We start from the raw sequence: 14,929 nt of genomic DNA, 5'->3' as shown, positions 1-14,929 counted from the left end.
GGAGCAATCCAAAGGAGGTATGATATGGCGACGTCCACCGAACGTGCAGTGCTTGCCGGCGGCTGTTTCTGGGGCATGCAGGATCTGATCCGGCGCTATCCCGGCGTGATCTCGACCCGTGTCGGCTACAGCGGCGGCGATGTGCCCAATGCCACCTACCGCAACCACGGCACCCATGCCGAAGCCATCGAGATCATTTTCGATCCGGCCAGGATCAGCTTTCGCACGCTGCTCGAATCCTTTTTCCAGATCCACGATCCGACCACCAGGAACCGGCAGGGCAACGATGTCGGAATGAGCTATCGGTCGGCGATCTTCTACACCAGTGACGAGCAGAAGCGCGTCGCCGAAGACACCATTGCCGATGTCGATGCCTCGGGGCTCTGGCCCGGCAAAGTCGTCACCGAACTTGCTCCGGTGGGCGATTTCTGGGAGGCCGAGCCCGAACACCAGGACTATCTCGAAAAATATCCCAACGGCTACACCTGCCACTTTGTCAGGCCGGGCTGGAAGCTTCCGGTCCGCGAAAAGGCCGCTTCGTAACGCAGCCACAAACGGCCGATACCGGTATGGGTTTAGAGCTGAGAGCGTCGCACCCGAAAGGGTGTGGCGTTTTTTTGCGTTTGTTCGCGGCGTTTCCGCCGCGAGCGTATCCGGAGAGGATTGGCCTAGAAGCCGAAGAATTGCCGGCCGATCATGTATCCAAGCGCGACGACGACCAGCGGAAACAGGGCAGGCGCCAGCCGATCAATGGCGGACCTCTTTAGCTGTTGCCTGGGGATGGTCCTGGATGCATTGCCGAGATTCTTGGTCATTCGGCATAGTAGCAAGCGCTGATTAACGATTCCGTAACCCGGTGATAGAGGCGCAACACTGACAGTGGGCGAGGCTTTTCGCGATTCCGGCGTGACCTTGACAATGCCAAGCCCGTGACGCAACTGAACCGTCTTTGAGAGGACTGTGAGGCAAGATCAATGCGGGTGACGCTCGTTTTGAAGGGCGTAATACCCTGCCGGGGTTACGGTGGGATTCAGCGTCAGGTCGAATGGCTGGCAACGGAGATGGTTCGTCTCGGCCACCATGTCGTGGTGGTCGCCGGTCCTGGCTCCAGCCATCCGCTCTTCGAAGTCCGGCACGCTTCAACCGATGCCGAATGCCGGGCGGCCATTCCGCGCGACACGCAAATCGTCCACACGCACAGCTGGCCGGTTGAAGTGCCATTTCCAACGCTGAATACACAGCGCGGCTTTATGCCGGACCAGCCCATGCCGGTTGCGAACTGGAGCTTTATCAGCGCCAATCATGCCCGCCAGCATGGGCGCAAGACCTTCGTCTACAATGGCTTTCCGGTAGACGACTATCGTTTGTCGACGGCAAAGGGCGACCGCCTGCTGTTTCTCGCAGGCATTGCGCGATCGAGCAAAGGCCTCAACCGCGCCGTCGATCTCGCCAAAAAGTTCGATTTCGGTCTCGATATCGCCGGTGGCTCGCGTTGGAAGCTGCTGGGCCGAAGTCAGACTCGCCGCGAAGGTTTGTTTTTCAAGAGCCTTGGCAGCCGATACCGTTTCCACGGCATCGTTGACGGCGAGCCCAAGCTTCGCCTTCTCGGCGAGGCGCGAGCCTTCCTCAATCCGATCGCCTGGGAGGAGCCGTTCGGCAACGCACCGGTCGAAGCCATGCTGTGCGGCACTCCAGTGCTGACGACTCCGCGAGGCGCGTTGCCCGAGACCGTCGATGCAGACAGCGGCCGCTTCTTCGAGAGCGATGAAGAATTTGCGGCCGCTTTCGAAGCCGTCGCCGACCTTACGCCTCAGCAATGCCGCGAATCGGCTGCGACGCGATTTCCGATTCAGAAAGCGGCGCGTAGCTATCTGGATCTCTATGCCCGCATCCTTGACGGCGAAGCGCTTCCTTGACGACCACCGATCCAATCCTCTTCGTCGGCTTTCCGGCAGTCGGCGACTTCGTCCGTTGCCACTCCGCCATCCAGATCATTGCCGAGCGATTTCCCGGTCGCCCCATCGATGTCGTCACCTCGCCGGTCGCGGCACCATTGGCGCGCCTGATGCCGCATGTCAGGAAAGGCTGGGCGCTTGCCAAGCGCCATCAGCGGCCCGGTTTTGCAGAGCGCGGCCGCCTTGTCGGCGAGTTGCGAAAGGAGAACTACGGGACGGCCTATCTGATGACCAGCAGCACCAAGGCGGCGCTGATGGCGTTTATGGCCGGCATTGAGGAGCGCATCGGCTATCCGCAGGAGTTGCAATTCGGCCTCCTCAATCGCTTCCCGGCCGGCTGGCTGGCACATCTATGGGCTTTCGGCCCGCGCAAGACGCGGCTCTTCGAGGAGGTCTGCTCGATTGCCTCTCTTGGCGAAAAGCCGGCTGCGGGGACAGAATGGCCAGCGCCCCGGCTTGTGGTCGATCCGGCCGAGTTGGGCGAATGGCGCCAACGCCACAAGATTGATGCCGGCCGGCCCGCGCTGGCGCTCTATACGGCAGACATCGAAAATTTCCGCTCGTGGCCCATAGAGCGCTTCATCTCGGTGGCCAGAGACCACCATGATCGCGGCTGGGCAATCTGGATTGTCGGCGGACCGCGCGAGCGCGCCGGTGCTGTAAAAATCCGCGCCGCCATCCCTGAGGCAACCGACTTCACCTCGACCCCATCGATTGCTGATGCGATGTGCCAGATCGCTGCGTCGACCATGTTCCTGGGGGTTGACGGCGGCATTTCGCACGCCGCCGCTGCCCTGAACGTCCCATGTGCGCTCATCTACGGGCTAAATCGCCCCTACGTGCACGGTCCGGTAAACAGCCATGTTCGCTTTATCGAGCCGCCGCTCTCGACGCCCAGCTGGGTCAAGGATACGCGCGGGATCAGCGAAACCCGGGTGAGGGAGGTGCTGGCTGGCCTTTCAGCCGGTATTCACAACTGACGGTGGTCTGGATGGCCTCCGGCGCCTGATCCAAAACGCGCCCGTGAGGGCGCCGCCATCGCTCCGTTTCGGCTTTACCCCTTGGCCCTGCGGCTTTCGGGCTCGTGATTGCCGACCCAATGCGCGCGAATGCGATCACTGGCTTCAAGGTAAGCCATGTCGATGAGATAGGTCAGAAGCTTCTCGCCGTCGGCTTCGGCTTTCTGCCGAAGTTCCCGCAGTATCCCTTGCGCGAACTGCAGGTTCTCCATCTTGCTCGGCTGGTTCATCGGTGCCCCCAATGTCTGCGCATGAACTGTGCGCTGACTATGCTTGCATGAAGATTGCGGTGAAGCTCACGGTGGAGCTGTATCAGGTTGTATTAGCGCTTGATCAACGACCCTATTGCACTTTTTGCGAAAATGTCGATATTTTACGCCGCCAATCGGACCGCGACGATGCACGAAGACGAGGGCAGTTCCCCCGACAAGTTGCAGGCCATGATGGATGTCATCGCCGGCAGCGTGTCGTCCAGCCGGGACGGACACGCCGACCTTGGCCGGCTCAGGGTCGACGCCGCCAGCGCAGCGACGGTGTTGGTCGAGTTTTACGGCGACGCTGCTCTTGAGCGCGCCAGCTTGCTGGAGCGCCGCTCGCCTCAAAGCCATTTTGCTCGCATGGTGACGGCTGAAGTCCGCGGTCGCGGTAAGATTGCCCGCAAAAGCTAACAAGGTCTGCTCCAAGCCGAGTTGCGCCTCATCGTCCTGCCGTCAAGGCGTCGCTGCGCCTCTTCCTGGGCATTTTCGAGAAGATAGAACAGCAGGTCCTGTCCTATCGACTGTGAGATCTCCTTGGCCTGTTCGATATGGCGGTGGACCTCGCGAAGTGCTGTCTCGCCCGAATCGACATTGCGGGTCAGATCGATGAACCAGCCGGGGTACAAGGCCGCTTCTCCCTGACCGTCCACATAGCATTGGCCAACCGCCACTATCCGGCGAAGCCCCATCTTGTCTGAGCGGACCTGATAGATCTCCCTGAACCCCGCTCTCCGCTCAACCGCCTTGCGGATCGCGATGTGCACCCGCAGCCGATCTTCGGCGTCGATGCTCTGCATGCATCTTTCCATGGATACGCCGTGCGAGAACTCTTCGAGCGTCAGCCCGAAATAGTCAGAAAGATTGGCGTCGCCGTAAACGCGGTCACGCTTGATGTCCCAGGTCCAGAATCCATCAATCGGTGGATATTGCACGTGCGGACTGCGACCCATGCGCGCTGACTGCATGAAAACCGCCTCATTCGGCTTCAAGATTCGCCACACTATGTAACAAAAAAGGAAACAAACAAGTTGTCCTTTTGTACGAGCTGGCAAGATTTCTTTGCGTCACGCCAAACATACTTGGACAGCATAGTTGGCGTAACGATAAGACGTGGTCTTAAGCTCTCGTTTTTAAATAAACCAGCGTCGCCCTGCAACCGCAAGGCGAATTCCAGCTGACCCGCTACCGGTAAATCGATTGCCGGTTACAAAAAGACAGCGAGCGTCGAGCCCGCCTTTGGCTCGAGGCAAGGCGGGCCTTTTTGCGCTTCGACTGGCTAGGTTCTGCGATGCGTACACTACGCAGATAACGGCGTTTCAGCGCCTTCAGAAACCGGTTCAGCTGTCAGGCCATCATTTGTCGACCCGTCTTCCACCCGGTCATGCTCGAACTGCCGGGCGCCGGGCAATGGTTGCAACCAGTGTTCGCGGCGGTTGATCCACAGCTCATAGCTGGGCTCCAGTCCTTCGGTGGGGACCTCATCGAGGCTGCCAATTGTCACCTCCACCTCGTTCTCACGAACCAGCGGGACCCGGCCGCCGCAGGTTGGACAAAAGCTTCTGTCGCCATAGCTGCTGACGATACCCGTCGTTTCAAACGCCTCGAGCGGCCACACCGCGAACGCCGAAAAAGTCGACCCACTGGCCTTGCGGCAGTCCTTGCAATGGCAAAGGCCAATCCGAAAGGGATCTCCCGTCACCGAAAACTGGATGCCGCCGCAAAGGCAGCTGCCGCTTCGCCTTGTATCATTGGGCATGACCGCTCCTCCGTCTTGTTGGGCATCACACCGCTACACCTCGCAGCGCCATGCGCAGAATCAATTCACGCGGAGCGCAAGGGTTCCGCGTTGCCTCGCGCAGTGCATTTGCTGGCGCGCGCAGTTGGCTCCGTCAGTTCGGGAAGTCGAACACCGGCTCCCGGCACCAATAGACGCGGCATTGTCCATCACGTGTTGGAGCGGAGGCGGCAACCGGCACCTCCGGCCAGTCGCAGTCGTTGCCAAATTGACGAACGTAGCGATCGTAAGTGTTGCGGCCTGTCGTCAGCACGGCCGAGTGATGGCTCTGGATCAGGCGCTGTGTCTCCTCGCAGGTCATCGTTCGCGTGTCCGGTCGAGCGTAGGCCGTGGTTGTTGCGACAAACAACGCTGTTCCGACGATCCATACGAGCCTTTGGAATCTCATAGCGGTCCTTATTCTAGAACACCGCCAGATATTTCAGCAACGAAATGATGCCGATAATGATGACAACGATCTGCGCGATCTGTCTCGTGCGGCCGTCGAGAGGCAGGCGCTGAACGAGATAGAGCACAAGGATGATCACCAGAAAGGTGATCAGAATGCCGATAAGTAGCGATGAAGCCATGTCCCTCACTCCGTTTGGCTAGGTCTGAACAAAGTACGCAGCGGCAAACGCTCTCGCTGTTGATTGGTTCCTGTCGGTGCGAGGCTGACCGGTTAACAGCAAGGCCGCGAAATTCCGTTCCGCGGCCTTAAGCTGATGGCGATCGCAGCTTACTTGCCGCAATTGTTGTCGTTCACCGTTGGCGACACAGTTCCCGGTGACTTAGCGTTGGCGTCGGGCTGGGCGCCCTGCGGGCTGGCGGCACAGTTTTCATCGGCATTCGAGTTTGGCGCGCCGTTCATGCCGTTGGTGCTGTAGGTTGCGCTCGGATCAACGGCGTTGGGATCGGCCGGATCGGGCGTGACCACAACCGATTTGCCGCTGCCACCACCGTCAGCGCTCTGCGCCATCGCCGAGGTCGCCAGACCGACGGTAAGGGCTGAAGCTGCAAGGATTTTCATAAACATGGTGTTTCTCCATTTTTCGAAACTCGCCGCATTGCGACCTAGGGGGAACCGCTCGGGTTGACGAAGGTTCCGACAAAGTTGACCTGGGTTGCGCTTGGTGGTCGGCGTTTTGCGCGAGCCCCGAAATCGACGCCGCCCGCGTAGGCAATCGCCCTTCCGCAGGAGAACGACGGTCGCTCTGAGGGTGCGACGGGAACCGAAACCTCGCGCGTGCATTTCAGCTGTGGCAGCAAGCTGCAAAAATCGAGCGTGTAGGGGAATTCGTGGCAGGGGAATATGCTGATGTCGTCCAACAGCTGGAGCCTGGAATTCCAGGAGTCTCCGCTGCCCATTTGTTGGAAGCGTTGCCCGTTGCCGTCTACACCATCGACACACAGGGCCGCATCACGTTCTTCAATGAGGCCGCGGCTGATCTGTGGGGGCACCGTCCTGTAATAGGCAGAGACCTTTGGTGCGGCTCCTGGAAGCTGCGACATCTCGATGGCCGGCCGATGGCGCATGGCGAGTGCCCAATGGCAATCTCCATGCTTGAAGGACGCGATATCCCGTGGGATCAAGCGATTGCGGAGCGGCCGGACGGCGAACTCATTCCATTCAAAGCCCACCCGCGCCTGCTTCGCGACGAATCGGGCAACATTATCGGCGCCATCAACACCTTGCTCGATATGCGCACGCAGACGCAGGCCGACGAGGCCCGCATGCGACTTGCCGCGATTGTCGAGTCGTCCATGGACGCGATCGTTTCGAAGGACATCAACGGCATCATCACTAGTTGGAACGATGCCGCCGAACATTTGTTCGGCTATACGCCGGCCGAGGCGATCGGCCAGCCGGTAACGATGCTCATTCCGTTCGATCGCCTCGGCGAGGAGGCCTCGATCATCTCCCGCATACGCGCCGGCGAGCGCGTGCCATCATATGAAACCGTGCGCATGCGCAAGAGCGGCAGCCTCGTCCCGGTATCGCTGACCATCTCGCCGATCCGCGACGGCATTGGGCGGATCATCGGAGCTTCCAAGATCGCGCGCGACATCAGTTCCCACAAGGAGAGCGAGGGACGTATCCGTCTGCTTATGCGCGAAGTCAACCATCGCGTGAAGAACCAATACTCGGTGATCATTTCGATGATCCGCGAAACCAGCAAATCGGCGGGCACGCCGGCAGCTTTCCTTGAACAGGTGCGAGAGCGCATCACGGCGCTTTCGCAATCCCATGATCTCCTGGTCGACGCGGAATGGCGGGGCGCCACGGTCGGCGACCTGATCCAGGCGCAGCTCAAAGCGTTCGCGGAGCCCGATCGTCTGTCGGTGGCAGGACCGGCGATCACACTTCAGCCAAATGCCGTCCAGTATCTGGGCATCGCCTTCCATGAGCTGGCCACCAATTCGGCAAAGCACGGAGCGCTGTCGCGCCACCGCGGACGTGTCGAAATCGAATGGAGTGCGACACCGGGAGCCAACGGCACCGATATCTTTCGCCTGATATGGCGTGAGCTTGACGGGCCGAGCCTGGGGGGGACCACGCACCGCGGTTTTGGATCTGTCGTCCTCAAGCGGGTTGCACCACAGGCGCTCGGCGGCATCGGACTGATGGACTTCAGGGAACAAGGTTTTGTCTGGACGCTCGAAGCACCGCTACGCTCCGTTCAAGCCTCTCTCGCCGACATCGTACTCGATTGACAAAGATGCGTGGGTCGCGTCGGCGGCCACGCCTTATCCCTGTAACAGGGCAGGCGGCGCGGTGCGGTTATCCAAGACTGTCAATGCCAGACAGTTCTCGCCGAATGTTGGGAAGCGATGTAAATCGCGCCGCCTCGACGGCGGCCAGGCCATCGAGTTCCATCGCTGCGCCGTAGAGTTGGGCCACCTGCATCACAAGCAACTCGACGTCTTCGAGAGCGAGGTTCTCGTCAAGATTGCGCAATCGCACTTCTTCGGCAACCACGGCGATGTTGACCATTCCATGGGAGCGTAGGGCGGCCAGAACCCGTGAATTGAGGTCTTCTCTTAATTGGGCCGAATATCCGTAACGCATGGAAGCCTCCTTTCCAGGAGTGGGCTGTCCCTCACGAAACAAGATGCGCCTGGTATTTTCAAATGACAAGGAAAATATTGAAAATCACCATACAAATCAATCAGTTAGTATAGAGCGTTGGTTGCGCAATCGACGCTTCATTATCATAGCACGTCTTGAGTGTGACCTGCCTATCGGTCGCTCTTGACGCGCTATGCGGAGACCCCTAACTGTACTGTTAGTGTGACACATACTAACTCATGGTATTTCTGGTCCAAGCGATTGGAGGCGCGAATGGCCGAGTTGGAACGACCCGAGCGACTGCAGATCATGCTGACGGCCGAGGAATTGTCTGCCTTGGAAAATTGGCGCTTTGAAAAGCGTATGCCAAGCCGTTCGGCCGCGGTGCGGGAATTGCTGCGGCGCGGTCTGGACGCGGACGGATTCCTGACAGCCGGGCAAGGAGTGAAGTCGCAGGACTTTGGAATTCTACGCAGTGCGAATGGGGACGGATCGTCGGGCGAACAACCTGGCGACTAACAACCAGTCGCTTCATCTGAAACTGCCGCTATCATGGTTGCAAGCCCGCTCCGGTTCGCCGGGGCGGGCTTTTTGCGTTTCCGGGACTTTTGAACGGGAATTTCTGGGTGTCCCTGGGGGTTGACCGTTCCGCTCAAAATTCCCCTTCACCGCACTCCAGGCATACGACACTGTGGCCCGGGCAGCTGAGCCGGTGGGTTCCCCCGGGGCAGCAATGACCGTTCGAACCCATCCATCTTGCGCAGACAAAGATCTTGCGGGCGCCGCGGCAGAGCGGACATTCCATCGGGCGGGTCAGCAGATTTTCCCTCTCCGAAGCGCGGCACTCTCTCTCAAGACTCTGGCCCATCTGGAAACCCCAGGCCGAAATACGGCTACGCCATCTATATCCGAAAAGCCTGAATTAGAACTTAACCATATAAGTCACGAACGAGGCGACGGCGGAGTTTCGCGATGGTCTGTCACGTGCGGGGACCCGCCACAGATGGCTCGCTCCGTTTGCTCTCCGCACCACGATTTGCCCGCCAATTTTCACACTCGGATCTCCATGGACGCTTTCGCTTTTCTGGGGCGACGCTAAAAGCTGCATGGCTGAAGACGTGAGCGGGAAGGATCCGTTCCGGCGTCGGTTTATTTGAACAGGATGATTTGCCAATGACATTGATGGGCGCGGCGGCATTGCTGATCCTCATCCTGACCTATGCCGGCGTCGCCATCGGCCGCATCCCGGGCCTGCGTCTCGACCGGGCAGGGATCGCCTTGCTCGGCGGTGCTGCGATGATCGCCATCGGCGCGCTCAGCATGGAAGATGCCTATCGCGCCATCAACTTCGACACCATCACGCTGCTGCTCGGCATGATGATCGTGGTGGCGCATCTGAAGGTCTCGGGCGCCTTCCGGGCGCTCGGCGCCTACGCCATCGAGCACGCGCACGCGCCTTTCATGCTCCTGGTGATGGTGACGCTGCTGACCGGCGTGCTGTCGGCCTTCCTGGTCAATGACGCGATCTGCCTGGTGATGGCGCCGATCGTCGTCCACGTCACCCGCGTCATCAACCGCAATCCCATCCCCTATCTGATCGCCACGGCCACCGCATCCAACTGCGGCAGCGTCGCCACCATCACCGGCAATCCACAGAACATGGTCATCGGCGCGCTGTCGGGAATTTCCTATCCGGCCTTTTCGGCCGCGCTTGCGCCGGTTGCCTTGTTTGGCCTTGTCGCCGTTATCGTCATCGTGCGCGTCGTCTACCGCACCGAATTCGCGCGCAGTGCCGAACTCAGCCCGGAAGTCTATCGCGGCCGCATGCTGCCCGGACAGGTGCTGAAGGCAGTAATTGTCTGCATAGGCCTGGCGGTCGCGTTCTTCGCCGGCGTTCCGGTAGCCAAGGCAGCACTCATCGGCGGCGCCATCCTGCTGCTCACCCGCGCCATCAAACCGTCACGCATCTACCGCGAGATTGACGGCCCGTTGCTGTTCATGTTCGCCGGCCTGTTCATTGTCGTGGCTGGCGCCGAGAAAACACTGCTGACGCCTGATATCATTGCTTCCGCCAAGAACCTTGGCCTGGACGATGTCTGGCGGCTGTCCGGCTTCACCGCTGTGCTTTCCAACATCATGAGCAATGTTCCGGCGGTGCTGGCGTTGAGGCCGTTCATACCAGGCCTTGAAAACCCGGAGCGTGCCTGGCTGGTGGTGGCGATGAGCTCGACACTGGCCGGCAATTTCACCTTGCTCGGCTCGGTCGCCAATTTGATCGTCGCCGAGCAGGCGCGGGCCGCCGGCAAACAGCTGTCCTTCTCAGCTTTCTTCAAGGTCGGCGTGCCGCTAACGCTGCTAACCCTCGCTGCCGGCACGGCTTGGCTGGCTGTTGGTTTCTAGGAGATGGTCGCTGACACCAACCGTGCCCGAACCAGCGTTGCAGCGGCATGCCCGGCCGCCTTGATATAGTCGGGGTTGTGGTGGATCAGCATGCTGGAGAAGGCGCCGTCCATCAGCAGCATGATCTCGCGCGCCAGCATATGCGGCGCTGCGATGCTGTGGGCCGACAGTTCCGCCGCCAGCCATTTTTCGAAATTTGCCTTGTGTCGCGACCCCGCCTTGACCGCTGGGTGTCCGGGCATCGAGGCAAGCTCCGCGGCCGTGCGCAGGAATCCGCATCCTTTCCACTTGGGATGGCGTGCCACCCGCGCCAGATTGGCGAAGATCGCTTCGACCTTGCGGTCGGCACCGCCTTCGGCCGTCTCGAACCAGCCGGCCATCTGCTTCAGATTGGGCTGGTCGCGGCCATCGAGGTAGGCGGCGATCAGATCGTCCTTGCTCTTGAAATGATAGTAGAGCGTCCGTTTGGTCAGCCCCGCTTTTTCGGCGATGGCGTCGACGCTGACGCGGCCGATACCTTCCGCATAGAAGAGCTTCGTCGCGGCATCGACAATGCGTTTGCGGGTCGAGCTTTCAGCTTCAGGCATGATGCTATGTATACCGCCTAGTGAATATACATGCAATCGAAAACCTGATCCACTTCGGTCGACAAACGAAGGGAAGGGAACAGACATGACCGAACTTGTGCTGACCGAGGCCCGCAACGGGATCGCCATCCTCACACTCAATCGCCCCGAAAAACTCAACGCCTTGAACTATGCGCTGATCGATTGCCTGCTTGCGATCCTCGATGCGATCGAGACCGACGATGCCATCCGCGCCATCATCCTCACCGGAGCAGGAGAGCGCGCCTTTTCCGCCGGCGGCGACATCCATGAATTCTCGGGCAGCGTGGCCAACGGCGCCGACGTCGCGCTGCGCGACTTCGTCATGCGCGGACAGCGGCTGACGGCAAGGCTGGAAGCGTTTCGCAAACCTGTCATAGCCGCCGTCAACGGCATCGCCTTTGGCGGCGGCTGCGAGATCACCGAAGCCGTGCCGCTCGCCATCGCCAGCGACCGCGCCTTGTTCGCCAAGCCTGAGATCAACCTCGCAATGCCGCCCACCTTCGGTGGCACGCAGCGGCTTCCGAGACTGGTAGGGCGCAAGCGGGCGCTCGAACTGCTGTTGACCGGCGATTGGTTCCCGCCGCCGCGCGCCCTCGAACTCGGCCTCGTCAACCAGGTGGTGCCGCACGAGGAGCTGATGCCGGCCGCGCTCGATCTCGCCCGGCGCATCGTCACGCACTCCCCGGCGGCAATTGCCGCGATCCTCACCGCGGTGGCGCGCGGCCTCAACCACAGCATAGCGGAGGGGTTGCTGGTCGAGGCCGAGCAGTTCGCCTGCATGGCCCCGACCGCTGATCTGCGCGAAGGGCTGGATGCCTGGATCGCACGCCGCCAGCCGGGCTGTGACGGCTCGTGGACGCACATCACCCGGCCGGATGAAGCCAGGCGAGCGTCAACGCAGCAGGACCGGCTTGCAGAACGGGATCAGGGCGCCGTCACCGCCAGATGACCTTTCATGTTGGGGTGGAAGCGGCAGAAATAGTCGACCGCTTCCGCCTTCTGCAGGGTCAGGCTCGCTGTTGCCTTCGGCGGGATCATCACTTCCCAGCCACCCTTGACGGTAGCCGTGTGGGCGAACACGTCCTTGTTCACCCACTTGATCGTGTCGCCGACCTTTGCCTCGACGGTGGCTGGCGAAAAGACGAGCTTGTCGATGGTGACCTGAATGGTTTCGGCCTGCACGGGTGAGGTCCCGAAGACCAGCACCAGTGCAATCCACAGCTGCCGTTTCGACATGGACTTGTCCTTACTTCAACATACCTGCAACATGCTCCGCGTGCTGTTCATGGCCCTGAAAAATCTTCAGGCCCGTCTCCAGCAGGCTCTTCAACTCGGCATTGCTGGCCGATGGGATCAAAAGGGTTTCAAGCGCGCCGTTGACCTGCTTGTGGTAGGCGACTTCGTTCTCGACATAGGCTTTGTCGAAGGCGGCACCTTCGAGCTTGGCGAGCTTGGCGCGCTCCTCTTTCGCTGCCGCGCTCAGCGCCTGACTGGTGGCGTTGTCTTCCGGTGTCACCTTGAGCTTCTTGACCAGGTCGAGTGCCTGTTTGTTGACCGCCTCGTGGTCGCGCTCCATGTCCTTGGCGAAATCGACAACCTCCTTGGTCTTTGACGTCTTGATAGCCAACTTGGCTGCCTCGATGTCGATCGTGCCCGCGGTGTAGGCTATATGGGCGATCTGCGGATCGGTAGGCTTGTCCGCAGCCTGCGCCAGCGGGGCCGTGCCCATCAGCAGCACGGTGGCGAGCGCGGCTATGTGTCGAGTAAACATGGCATCTCCTTTGCCCGACCGCGAAGGCGGCGGGCTTCATCTGGGTTGACGCGTATTGGATGCGGGAGGGGAAGAAACGTTCCCTAGGAATCGGCGAAGGCCGAAGATCGGCCTTGCAAGCCGAGCCGCTTCATGACCGCTTCGGTCAATCGCTCGCAACGCCGGCCCGCGAAGGGAAAGGCATCAAGCAGCACCGGGCCGATTTCGTCATCCAGCGCCTTGCGCACCAGGGCACGCGCCCGGTGCAATCTGGTCTTGACGGTCTCGGGCCGCACGCCAAGCAGATCAGCCGTTTCCTCGATGTTCAGGCCCTCGATAACGCGGGCAATGAAGACTGTCCGATAGACATCGGGAAGATTGTCGGTCGCTCGCTCGACCAGCTTGAGAATCTGCCGCTGCGCCATCGTCCGCTCCGGATCGTCACTTGGGTTGAGGGGGAACTGGATGATTTGCGCTTCTTGGCTTTCAGGCATCGCCACGGTACGCCGCCTCTTGCGCAAGCGGCCGAGCGCTTCGTTGATGACGATGCGCGACAGCCAGCTCGCCAGGGAAGAATCGCCACGAAACGTCGCCAGAGCGGCAAAGGCCCGGACATAGGCCTCCTGGACGATGTCCTCGGCCTCGCTGTCGTTGCGCACGACGCCGCGTGCGATGCGGTAGAGCCGCTGGTTGTGCGTCTTGATGATGGCGCGGAAGGCATCCGCCTCGTGCGCCATCGCGCGGTGGACAAGCAGCATGTCGCCGGGCGCGGAAACCGCGACAGTTTGTATTGCTGACTTCCTGGTCACGACCGCTCTCCCTGGCCAGACGCTTGATCGGGACATTGGATGCTGCCGCCGACAAAAGGTTCCCGACCTTTCTGCACCTGGAGCGATCTATCCTACAGCTTCTGGCCGCGCCCTGTCTGCCGTCTGTATCCGGGCGGCTGCCGCCAGGAGATCGGTCTGCGTGATCAGGCCGAGGATGCGGCGCTCGCTGTCAATGATCACCACTGCATGGCTGCGCCCGTCGGTGAGCACGGGAAGCAGGCTCATTGCCGGTGTGTCGGGGGAGGCGGTGCCGGCGTTCGACATCACGCCTTTCACCGTTTCGGTAGCCCGTGTCAGCTCGCGCAGGCCGACGGCGCCGACCAGCCTTGCCTCCGCGTCGACCACCGGCAAGGTGCGGATGTTGTGGTCGAGGAGTTGCTGTCGCGCCTGATCGGGCGAGGCGTGCTCAGGCACCGACACCACGTCGCGGGACATAAGGTCGGCGCACAGCAACGTCCGGTGCGAGCGAACCATGGCCTGCAGTTCGACCTGGCGCAGCAGCAATTCGAGATCGCTGCGATCGATATCGAAAGTCTCATCCAATGCACCAAGCGCGGCATCGATATCCTCGGGCCTGAAGCCGACGCGCTGCACGGCCGGCGGATCTGCCGTTCCATGGCTGTTGGCGGCAGGAGCGGGCCGGTGCGGGTAGCTGCGTCGCGACAGCCTGTGGAAAGCATAGCCGAGTGCGACCAGAATGATGGAATTCAGCGCCACCGGCACGAAGGGAAACAGAAAGCCGGCGCTGGTCACCGCCGGTCCGCCAAGGACAGCGGTCAACGCGGCGGCTCCGCCCGGCGGATGCAGGCAGCGCGTGAACGACATGGCGGCGATCGCCAGCGCCACGGCCATGCCCGTGGCGAGAGCCGGCTCGTGCACGAAATGCGCAACGATCACGCCGATCAGCGCGGATACGGTGTTGCCGCCGATGATCGACCATGGCTGCGCCAGCGGGCTCGCAGGCACCGCAAACAGCAGCACCGCCGACGCGCCCATCGGGGCCACAAGCAGCGGCACATGCGGGCCGTTGCCGAGCACCAGCGCGCCGATCGCCCCGGTCAGCGCAATGCCGACCATCGCGCCGATACAGGCGATAAGGCGCTCACGCAGCGTCGCGCCGGCGAGAATGGGGACAAAGAGACGAAAGGCCATGGCAAGCTCAGTCTGGCTGGAAGTTGCGGCTCGAAGCGCCTGCAATGCGGGCTGACTGCCAGCTTTGAAAGTCAATCCAATCCGAAAAACCGCATACTGGGGAAATAACATTGC

At 61.0% G+C, this 14,929-nt stretch carries 21 protein-coding genes; 8 read left to right on the top strand and 13 right to left on the bottom strand.

All coding sequences use genetic code 11. The features are described 5' to 3' along the window. Positions 1–24 precede the first annotated feature (24 nt). The 3 genes from msrA to waaF all read left to right on the top strand — a co-directional run bounded on the left by msrA (position 25) and on the right by waaF (position 2,935). Positions 25–543, top strand: coding sequence for a peptide-methionine (S)-S-oxide reductase MsrA (msrA, locus tag JQK88_RS29030; protein WP_203280221.1), 519 nt, complete (start codon positions 25–27; stop codon positions 541–543). 431 nt (positions 544–974) lie between these two features. After that, positions 975–1,916 (top strand): glycosyltransferase, encoded by a 942-nt coding sequence (locus JQK88_RS29025; RefSeq protein WP_192251474.1) that lies wholly within the window; start codon positions 975–977, stop codon positions 1,914–1,916. Continuing rightward, complete coding sequence (gene waaF / locus JQK88_RS29020) at positions 1,913–2,935, top strand: lipopolysaccharide heptosyltransferase II (protein ID WP_192251471.1); 1,023 nt, start codon at positions 1,913–1,915, stop codon at positions 2,933–2,935. The genes JQK88_RS29025 and waaF overlap by 4 nt, the downstream gene beginning before the upstream one ends. Before the next feature lie 74 nt (positions 2,936–3,009). Here waaF and JQK88_RS29015 read toward each other — a convergent pair whose 3' ends face one another. Continuing rightward, positions 3,010–3,204 carry a hypothetical protein gene (locus tag JQK88_RS29015; RefSeq protein WP_112562371.1) on the bottom strand — a complete coding sequence of 65 codons (195 nt, stop codon included), beginning with the start codon at positions 3,202–3,204 and terminating at the stop codon, positions 3,010–3,012. A 168-nt stretch (positions 3,205–3,372) separates the two neighbouring features. Here JQK88_RS29015 and JQK88_RS29010 point away from each other — a divergent pair, with 168 nt between their 5' ends. After that, positions 3,373–3,642 (top strand): hypothetical protein, encoded by a 270-nt coding sequence (locus tag JQK88_RS29010; protein WP_203280220.1) that lies wholly within the window; start codon positions 3,373–3,375, stop codon positions 3,640–3,642. On the opposite strand, the gene JQK88_RS29005 is transcribed toward JQK88_RS29010, so the two are convergent. The 6 genes from JQK88_RS29005 to JQK88_RS37235 form a co-directional block, all read right to left on the bottom strand. Beyond that, positions 3,639–4,196, bottom strand: a complete 558-nt coding sequence (locus JQK88_RS29005) for a hypothetical protein (RefSeq protein ID WP_203280219.1) — start codon at positions 4,194–4,196, stop codon at positions 3,639–3,641. The genes JQK88_RS29010 and JQK88_RS29005 overlap by 4 nt on opposite strands. A gap of 332 nt (positions 4,197–4,528) precedes the next feature. Then, complete coding sequence (locus JQK88_RS29000; RefSeq protein WP_192251463.1) at positions 4,529–4,987, bottom strand: GFA family protein; 459 nt, start codon at positions 4,985–4,987, stop codon at positions 4,529–4,531. 133 nt (positions 4,988–5,120) lie between these two features. Further along, on the bottom strand, positions 5,121–5,327 hold the full coding sequence (locus JQK88_RS28995; RefSeq protein WP_312037346.1) for a hypothetical protein: 207 nt from the start codon (positions 5,325–5,327) through the stop codon (positions 5,121–5,123). 100 nt (positions 5,328–5,427) lie between these two features. Further along, positions 5,428–5,595: a Thivi_2564 family membrane protein gene (locus JQK88_RS28990; protein WP_192251461.1), complete on the bottom strand. Its 168-nt coding sequence runs from the start codon at positions 5,593–5,595 to the stop codon at positions 5,428–5,430. A gap of 149 nt (positions 5,596–5,744) precedes the next feature. Continuing rightward, complete coding sequence (locus tag JQK88_RS28985; protein WP_203280217.1) at positions 5,745–6,041, bottom strand: hypothetical protein; 297 nt, start codon at positions 6,039–6,041, stop codon at positions 5,745–5,747. 38 nt (positions 6,042–6,079) lie between these two features. Beyond that, the gene (locus tag JQK88_RS37235; RefSeq protein ID WP_312037349.1) at positions 6,080–6,541 is read right to left on the bottom strand and encodes a hypothetical protein; all 462 of its coding nucleotides are present in this window, start codon (positions 6,539–6,541) and stop codon (positions 6,080–6,082) included. On the opposite strand from JQK88_RS37235, the gene JQK88_RS28980 reads away from it, so the two are divergent. Beyond that, on the top strand, positions 6,425–7,720 hold the full coding sequence (locus JQK88_RS28980) for a sensor histidine kinase (RefSeq protein ID WP_312037347.1): 1,296 nt from the start codon (positions 6,425–6,427) through the stop codon (positions 7,718–7,720). The genes JQK88_RS37235 and JQK88_RS28980 overlap by 117 nt on opposite strands. A gap of 67 nt (positions 7,721–7,787) precedes the next feature. Here JQK88_RS28980 and JQK88_RS28975 read toward each other — a convergent pair whose 3' ends face one another. Then, on the bottom strand, positions 7,788–8,075 hold the full coding sequence (locus JQK88_RS28975; RefSeq protein WP_246501551.1) for a hypothetical protein: 288 nt from the start codon (positions 8,073–8,075) through the stop codon (positions 7,788–7,790). 273 nt (positions 8,076–8,348) lie between these two features. Between JQK88_RS28975 and JQK88_RS28970 the strand changes: the two genes are divergently transcribed. Together JQK88_RS28970 and JQK88_RS28965 are read left to right on the top strand one after the other, a co-directional pair. Continuing rightward, entirely contained in the window at positions 8,349–8,594 is a 246-nt protein-coding gene (locus JQK88_RS28970) for a hypothetical protein (protein ID WP_192251457.1), read from the top strand. Between the two features lie 654 nt (positions 8,595–9,248). Further along, a complete protein-coding gene (locus JQK88_RS28965) occupies positions 9,249–10,475 on the top strand; it encodes an anion transporter (RefSeq protein ID WP_203280216.1) in 1,227 nt (408 codons plus the stop codon). Here the strand turns inward: JQK88_RS28965 and JQK88_RS28960 are convergent. Beyond that, entirely contained in the window at positions 10,472–11,062 is a 591-nt protein-coding gene (locus tag JQK88_RS28960; RefSeq protein ID WP_192251453.1) for a TetR/AcrR family transcriptional regulator, read from the bottom strand. The genes JQK88_RS28965 and JQK88_RS28960 overlap by 4 nt on opposite strands. A gap of 85 nt (positions 11,063–11,147) precedes the next feature. Between JQK88_RS28960 and JQK88_RS28955 the strand changes: the two genes are divergently transcribed. After that, positions 11,148–12,032 (top strand): crotonase/enoyl-CoA hydratase family protein, encoded by an 885-nt coding sequence (locus tag JQK88_RS28955; protein WP_192251451.1) that lies wholly within the window; start codon positions 11,148–11,150, stop codon positions 12,030–12,032. Here JQK88_RS28955 and JQK88_RS28950 read toward each other — a convergent pair. The 4 genes from JQK88_RS28950 to JQK88_RS28935 all read right to left on the bottom strand — a co-directional run bounded on the left by JQK88_RS28950 (position 12,008) and on the right by JQK88_RS28935 (position 14,815). Further along, positions 12,008–12,319 (bottom strand): cupredoxin domain-containing protein, encoded by a 312-nt coding sequence (locus JQK88_RS28950; protein WP_192251449.1) that lies wholly within the window; start codon positions 12,317–12,319, stop codon positions 12,008–12,010. The genes JQK88_RS28955 and JQK88_RS28950 overlap by 25 nt on opposite strands. Before the next feature lie 10 nt (positions 12,320–12,329). Further along, the gene (locus tag JQK88_RS28945; protein ID WP_192251446.1) at positions 12,330–12,854 is read right to left on the bottom strand and encodes a DUF4142 domain-containing protein; all 525 of its coding nucleotides are present in this window, start codon (positions 12,852–12,854) and stop codon (positions 12,330–12,332) included. A gap of 83 nt (positions 12,855–12,937) precedes the next feature. Then, positions 12,938–13,642, bottom strand: a complete 705-nt coding sequence (locus JQK88_RS28940) for an RNA polymerase sigma factor (protein WP_312037345.1) — start codon at positions 13,640–13,642, stop codon at positions 12,938–12,940. Between the two features lie 87 nt (positions 13,643–13,729). Then, positions 13,730–14,815, bottom strand: a complete 1,086-nt coding sequence (locus tag JQK88_RS28935) for an HPP family protein (RefSeq protein WP_203280214.1) — start codon at positions 14,813–14,815, stop codon at positions 13,730–13,732. Positions 14,816–14,929: the final 114 nt, after the last annotated feature.

Source organism: Mesorhizobium caraganae (assembly GCF_016836705.1).
In the GTDB taxonomy this organism is placed as follows: Bacteria; Pseudomonadota; Alphaproteobacteria; order Rhizobiales; family Rhizobiaceae; genus Mesorhizobium; species Mesorhizobium caraganae.
The sequence above is the reverse complement of the archived record's forward strand: the minus strand, read 5'-3'. Positions and strand labels throughout refer to the sequence as shown.

Coding starts and splice junctions, on each gene's coding strand:
- JQK88_RS37235 (WP_312037349.1), bottom strand. CDS start 6,541: ATGCGCCATCGGCCGGCCATCGAGATGTCGCAGCTTCCAGGAGCCGCA.
- JQK88_RS29010 (WP_203280220.1), top strand. CDS start 3,373: ATGCACGAAGACGAGGGCAGTTCCCCCGACAAGTTGCAGGCCATGATG.
- JQK88_RS28955 (WP_192251451.1), top strand. CDS start 11,148: ATGACCGAACTTGTGCTGACCGAGGCCCGCAACGGGATCGCCATCCTC.
- JQK88_RS28935 (WP_203280214.1), bottom strand. CDS start 14,815: ATGGCCTTTCGTCTCTTTGTCCCCATTCTCGCCGGCGCGACGCTGCGT.
- msrA (WP_203280221.1), top strand. CDS start 25: ATGGCGACGTCCACCGAACGTGCAGTGCTTGCCGGCGGCTGTTTCTGG.
- JQK88_RS28975 (WP_246501551.1), bottom strand. CDS start 8,075: ATGCGTTACGGATATTCGGCCCAATTAAGAGAAGACCTCAATTCACGG.
- JQK88_RS28965 (WP_203280216.1), top strand. CDS start 9,249: ATGACATTGATGGGCGCGGCGGCATTGCTGATCCTCATCCTGACCTAT.
- JQK88_RS29005 (WP_203280219.1), bottom strand. CDS start 4,196: ATGCAGTCAGCGCGCATGGGTCGCAGTCCGCACGTGCAATATCCACCG.
- JQK88_RS28990 (WP_192251461.1), bottom strand. CDS start 5,595: ATGGCTTCATCGCTACTTATCGGCATTCTGATCACCTTTCTGGTGATC.
- JQK88_RS28945 (WP_192251446.1), bottom strand. CDS start 12,854: ATGTTTACTCGACACATAGCCGCGCTCGCCACCGTGCTGCTGATGGGC.
- JQK88_RS28985 (WP_203280217.1), bottom strand. CDS start 6,041: ATGTTTATGAAAATCCTTGCAGCTTCAGCCCTTACCGTCGGTCTGGCG.
- JQK88_RS28995 (WP_312037346.1), bottom strand. CDS start 5,327: ATGACCTGCGAGGAGACACAGCGCCTGATCCAGAGCCATCACTCGGCC.
- JQK88_RS29025 (WP_192251474.1), top strand. CDS start 975: ATGCGGGTGACGCTCGTTTTGAAGGGCGTAATACCCTGCCGGGGTTAC.
- JQK88_RS29015 (WP_112562371.1), bottom strand. CDS start 3,204: ATGAACCAGCCGAGCAAGATGGAGAACCTGCAGTTCGCGCAAGGGATA.
- JQK88_RS29000 (WP_192251463.1), bottom strand. CDS start 4,987: ATGCCCAATGATACAAGGCGAAGCGGCAGCTGCCTTTGCGGCGGCATC.
- JQK88_RS28970 (WP_192251457.1), top strand. CDS start 8,349: ATGGCCGAGTTGGAACGACCCGAGCGACTGCAGATCATGCTGACGGCC.
- JQK88_RS28960 (WP_192251453.1), bottom strand. CDS start 11,062: ATGCCTGAAGCTGAAAGCTCGACCCGCAAACGCATTGTCGATGCCGCG.
- JQK88_RS28950 (WP_192251449.1), bottom strand. CDS start 12,319: ATGTCGAAACGGCAGCTGTGGATTGCACTGGTGCTGGTCTTCGGGACC.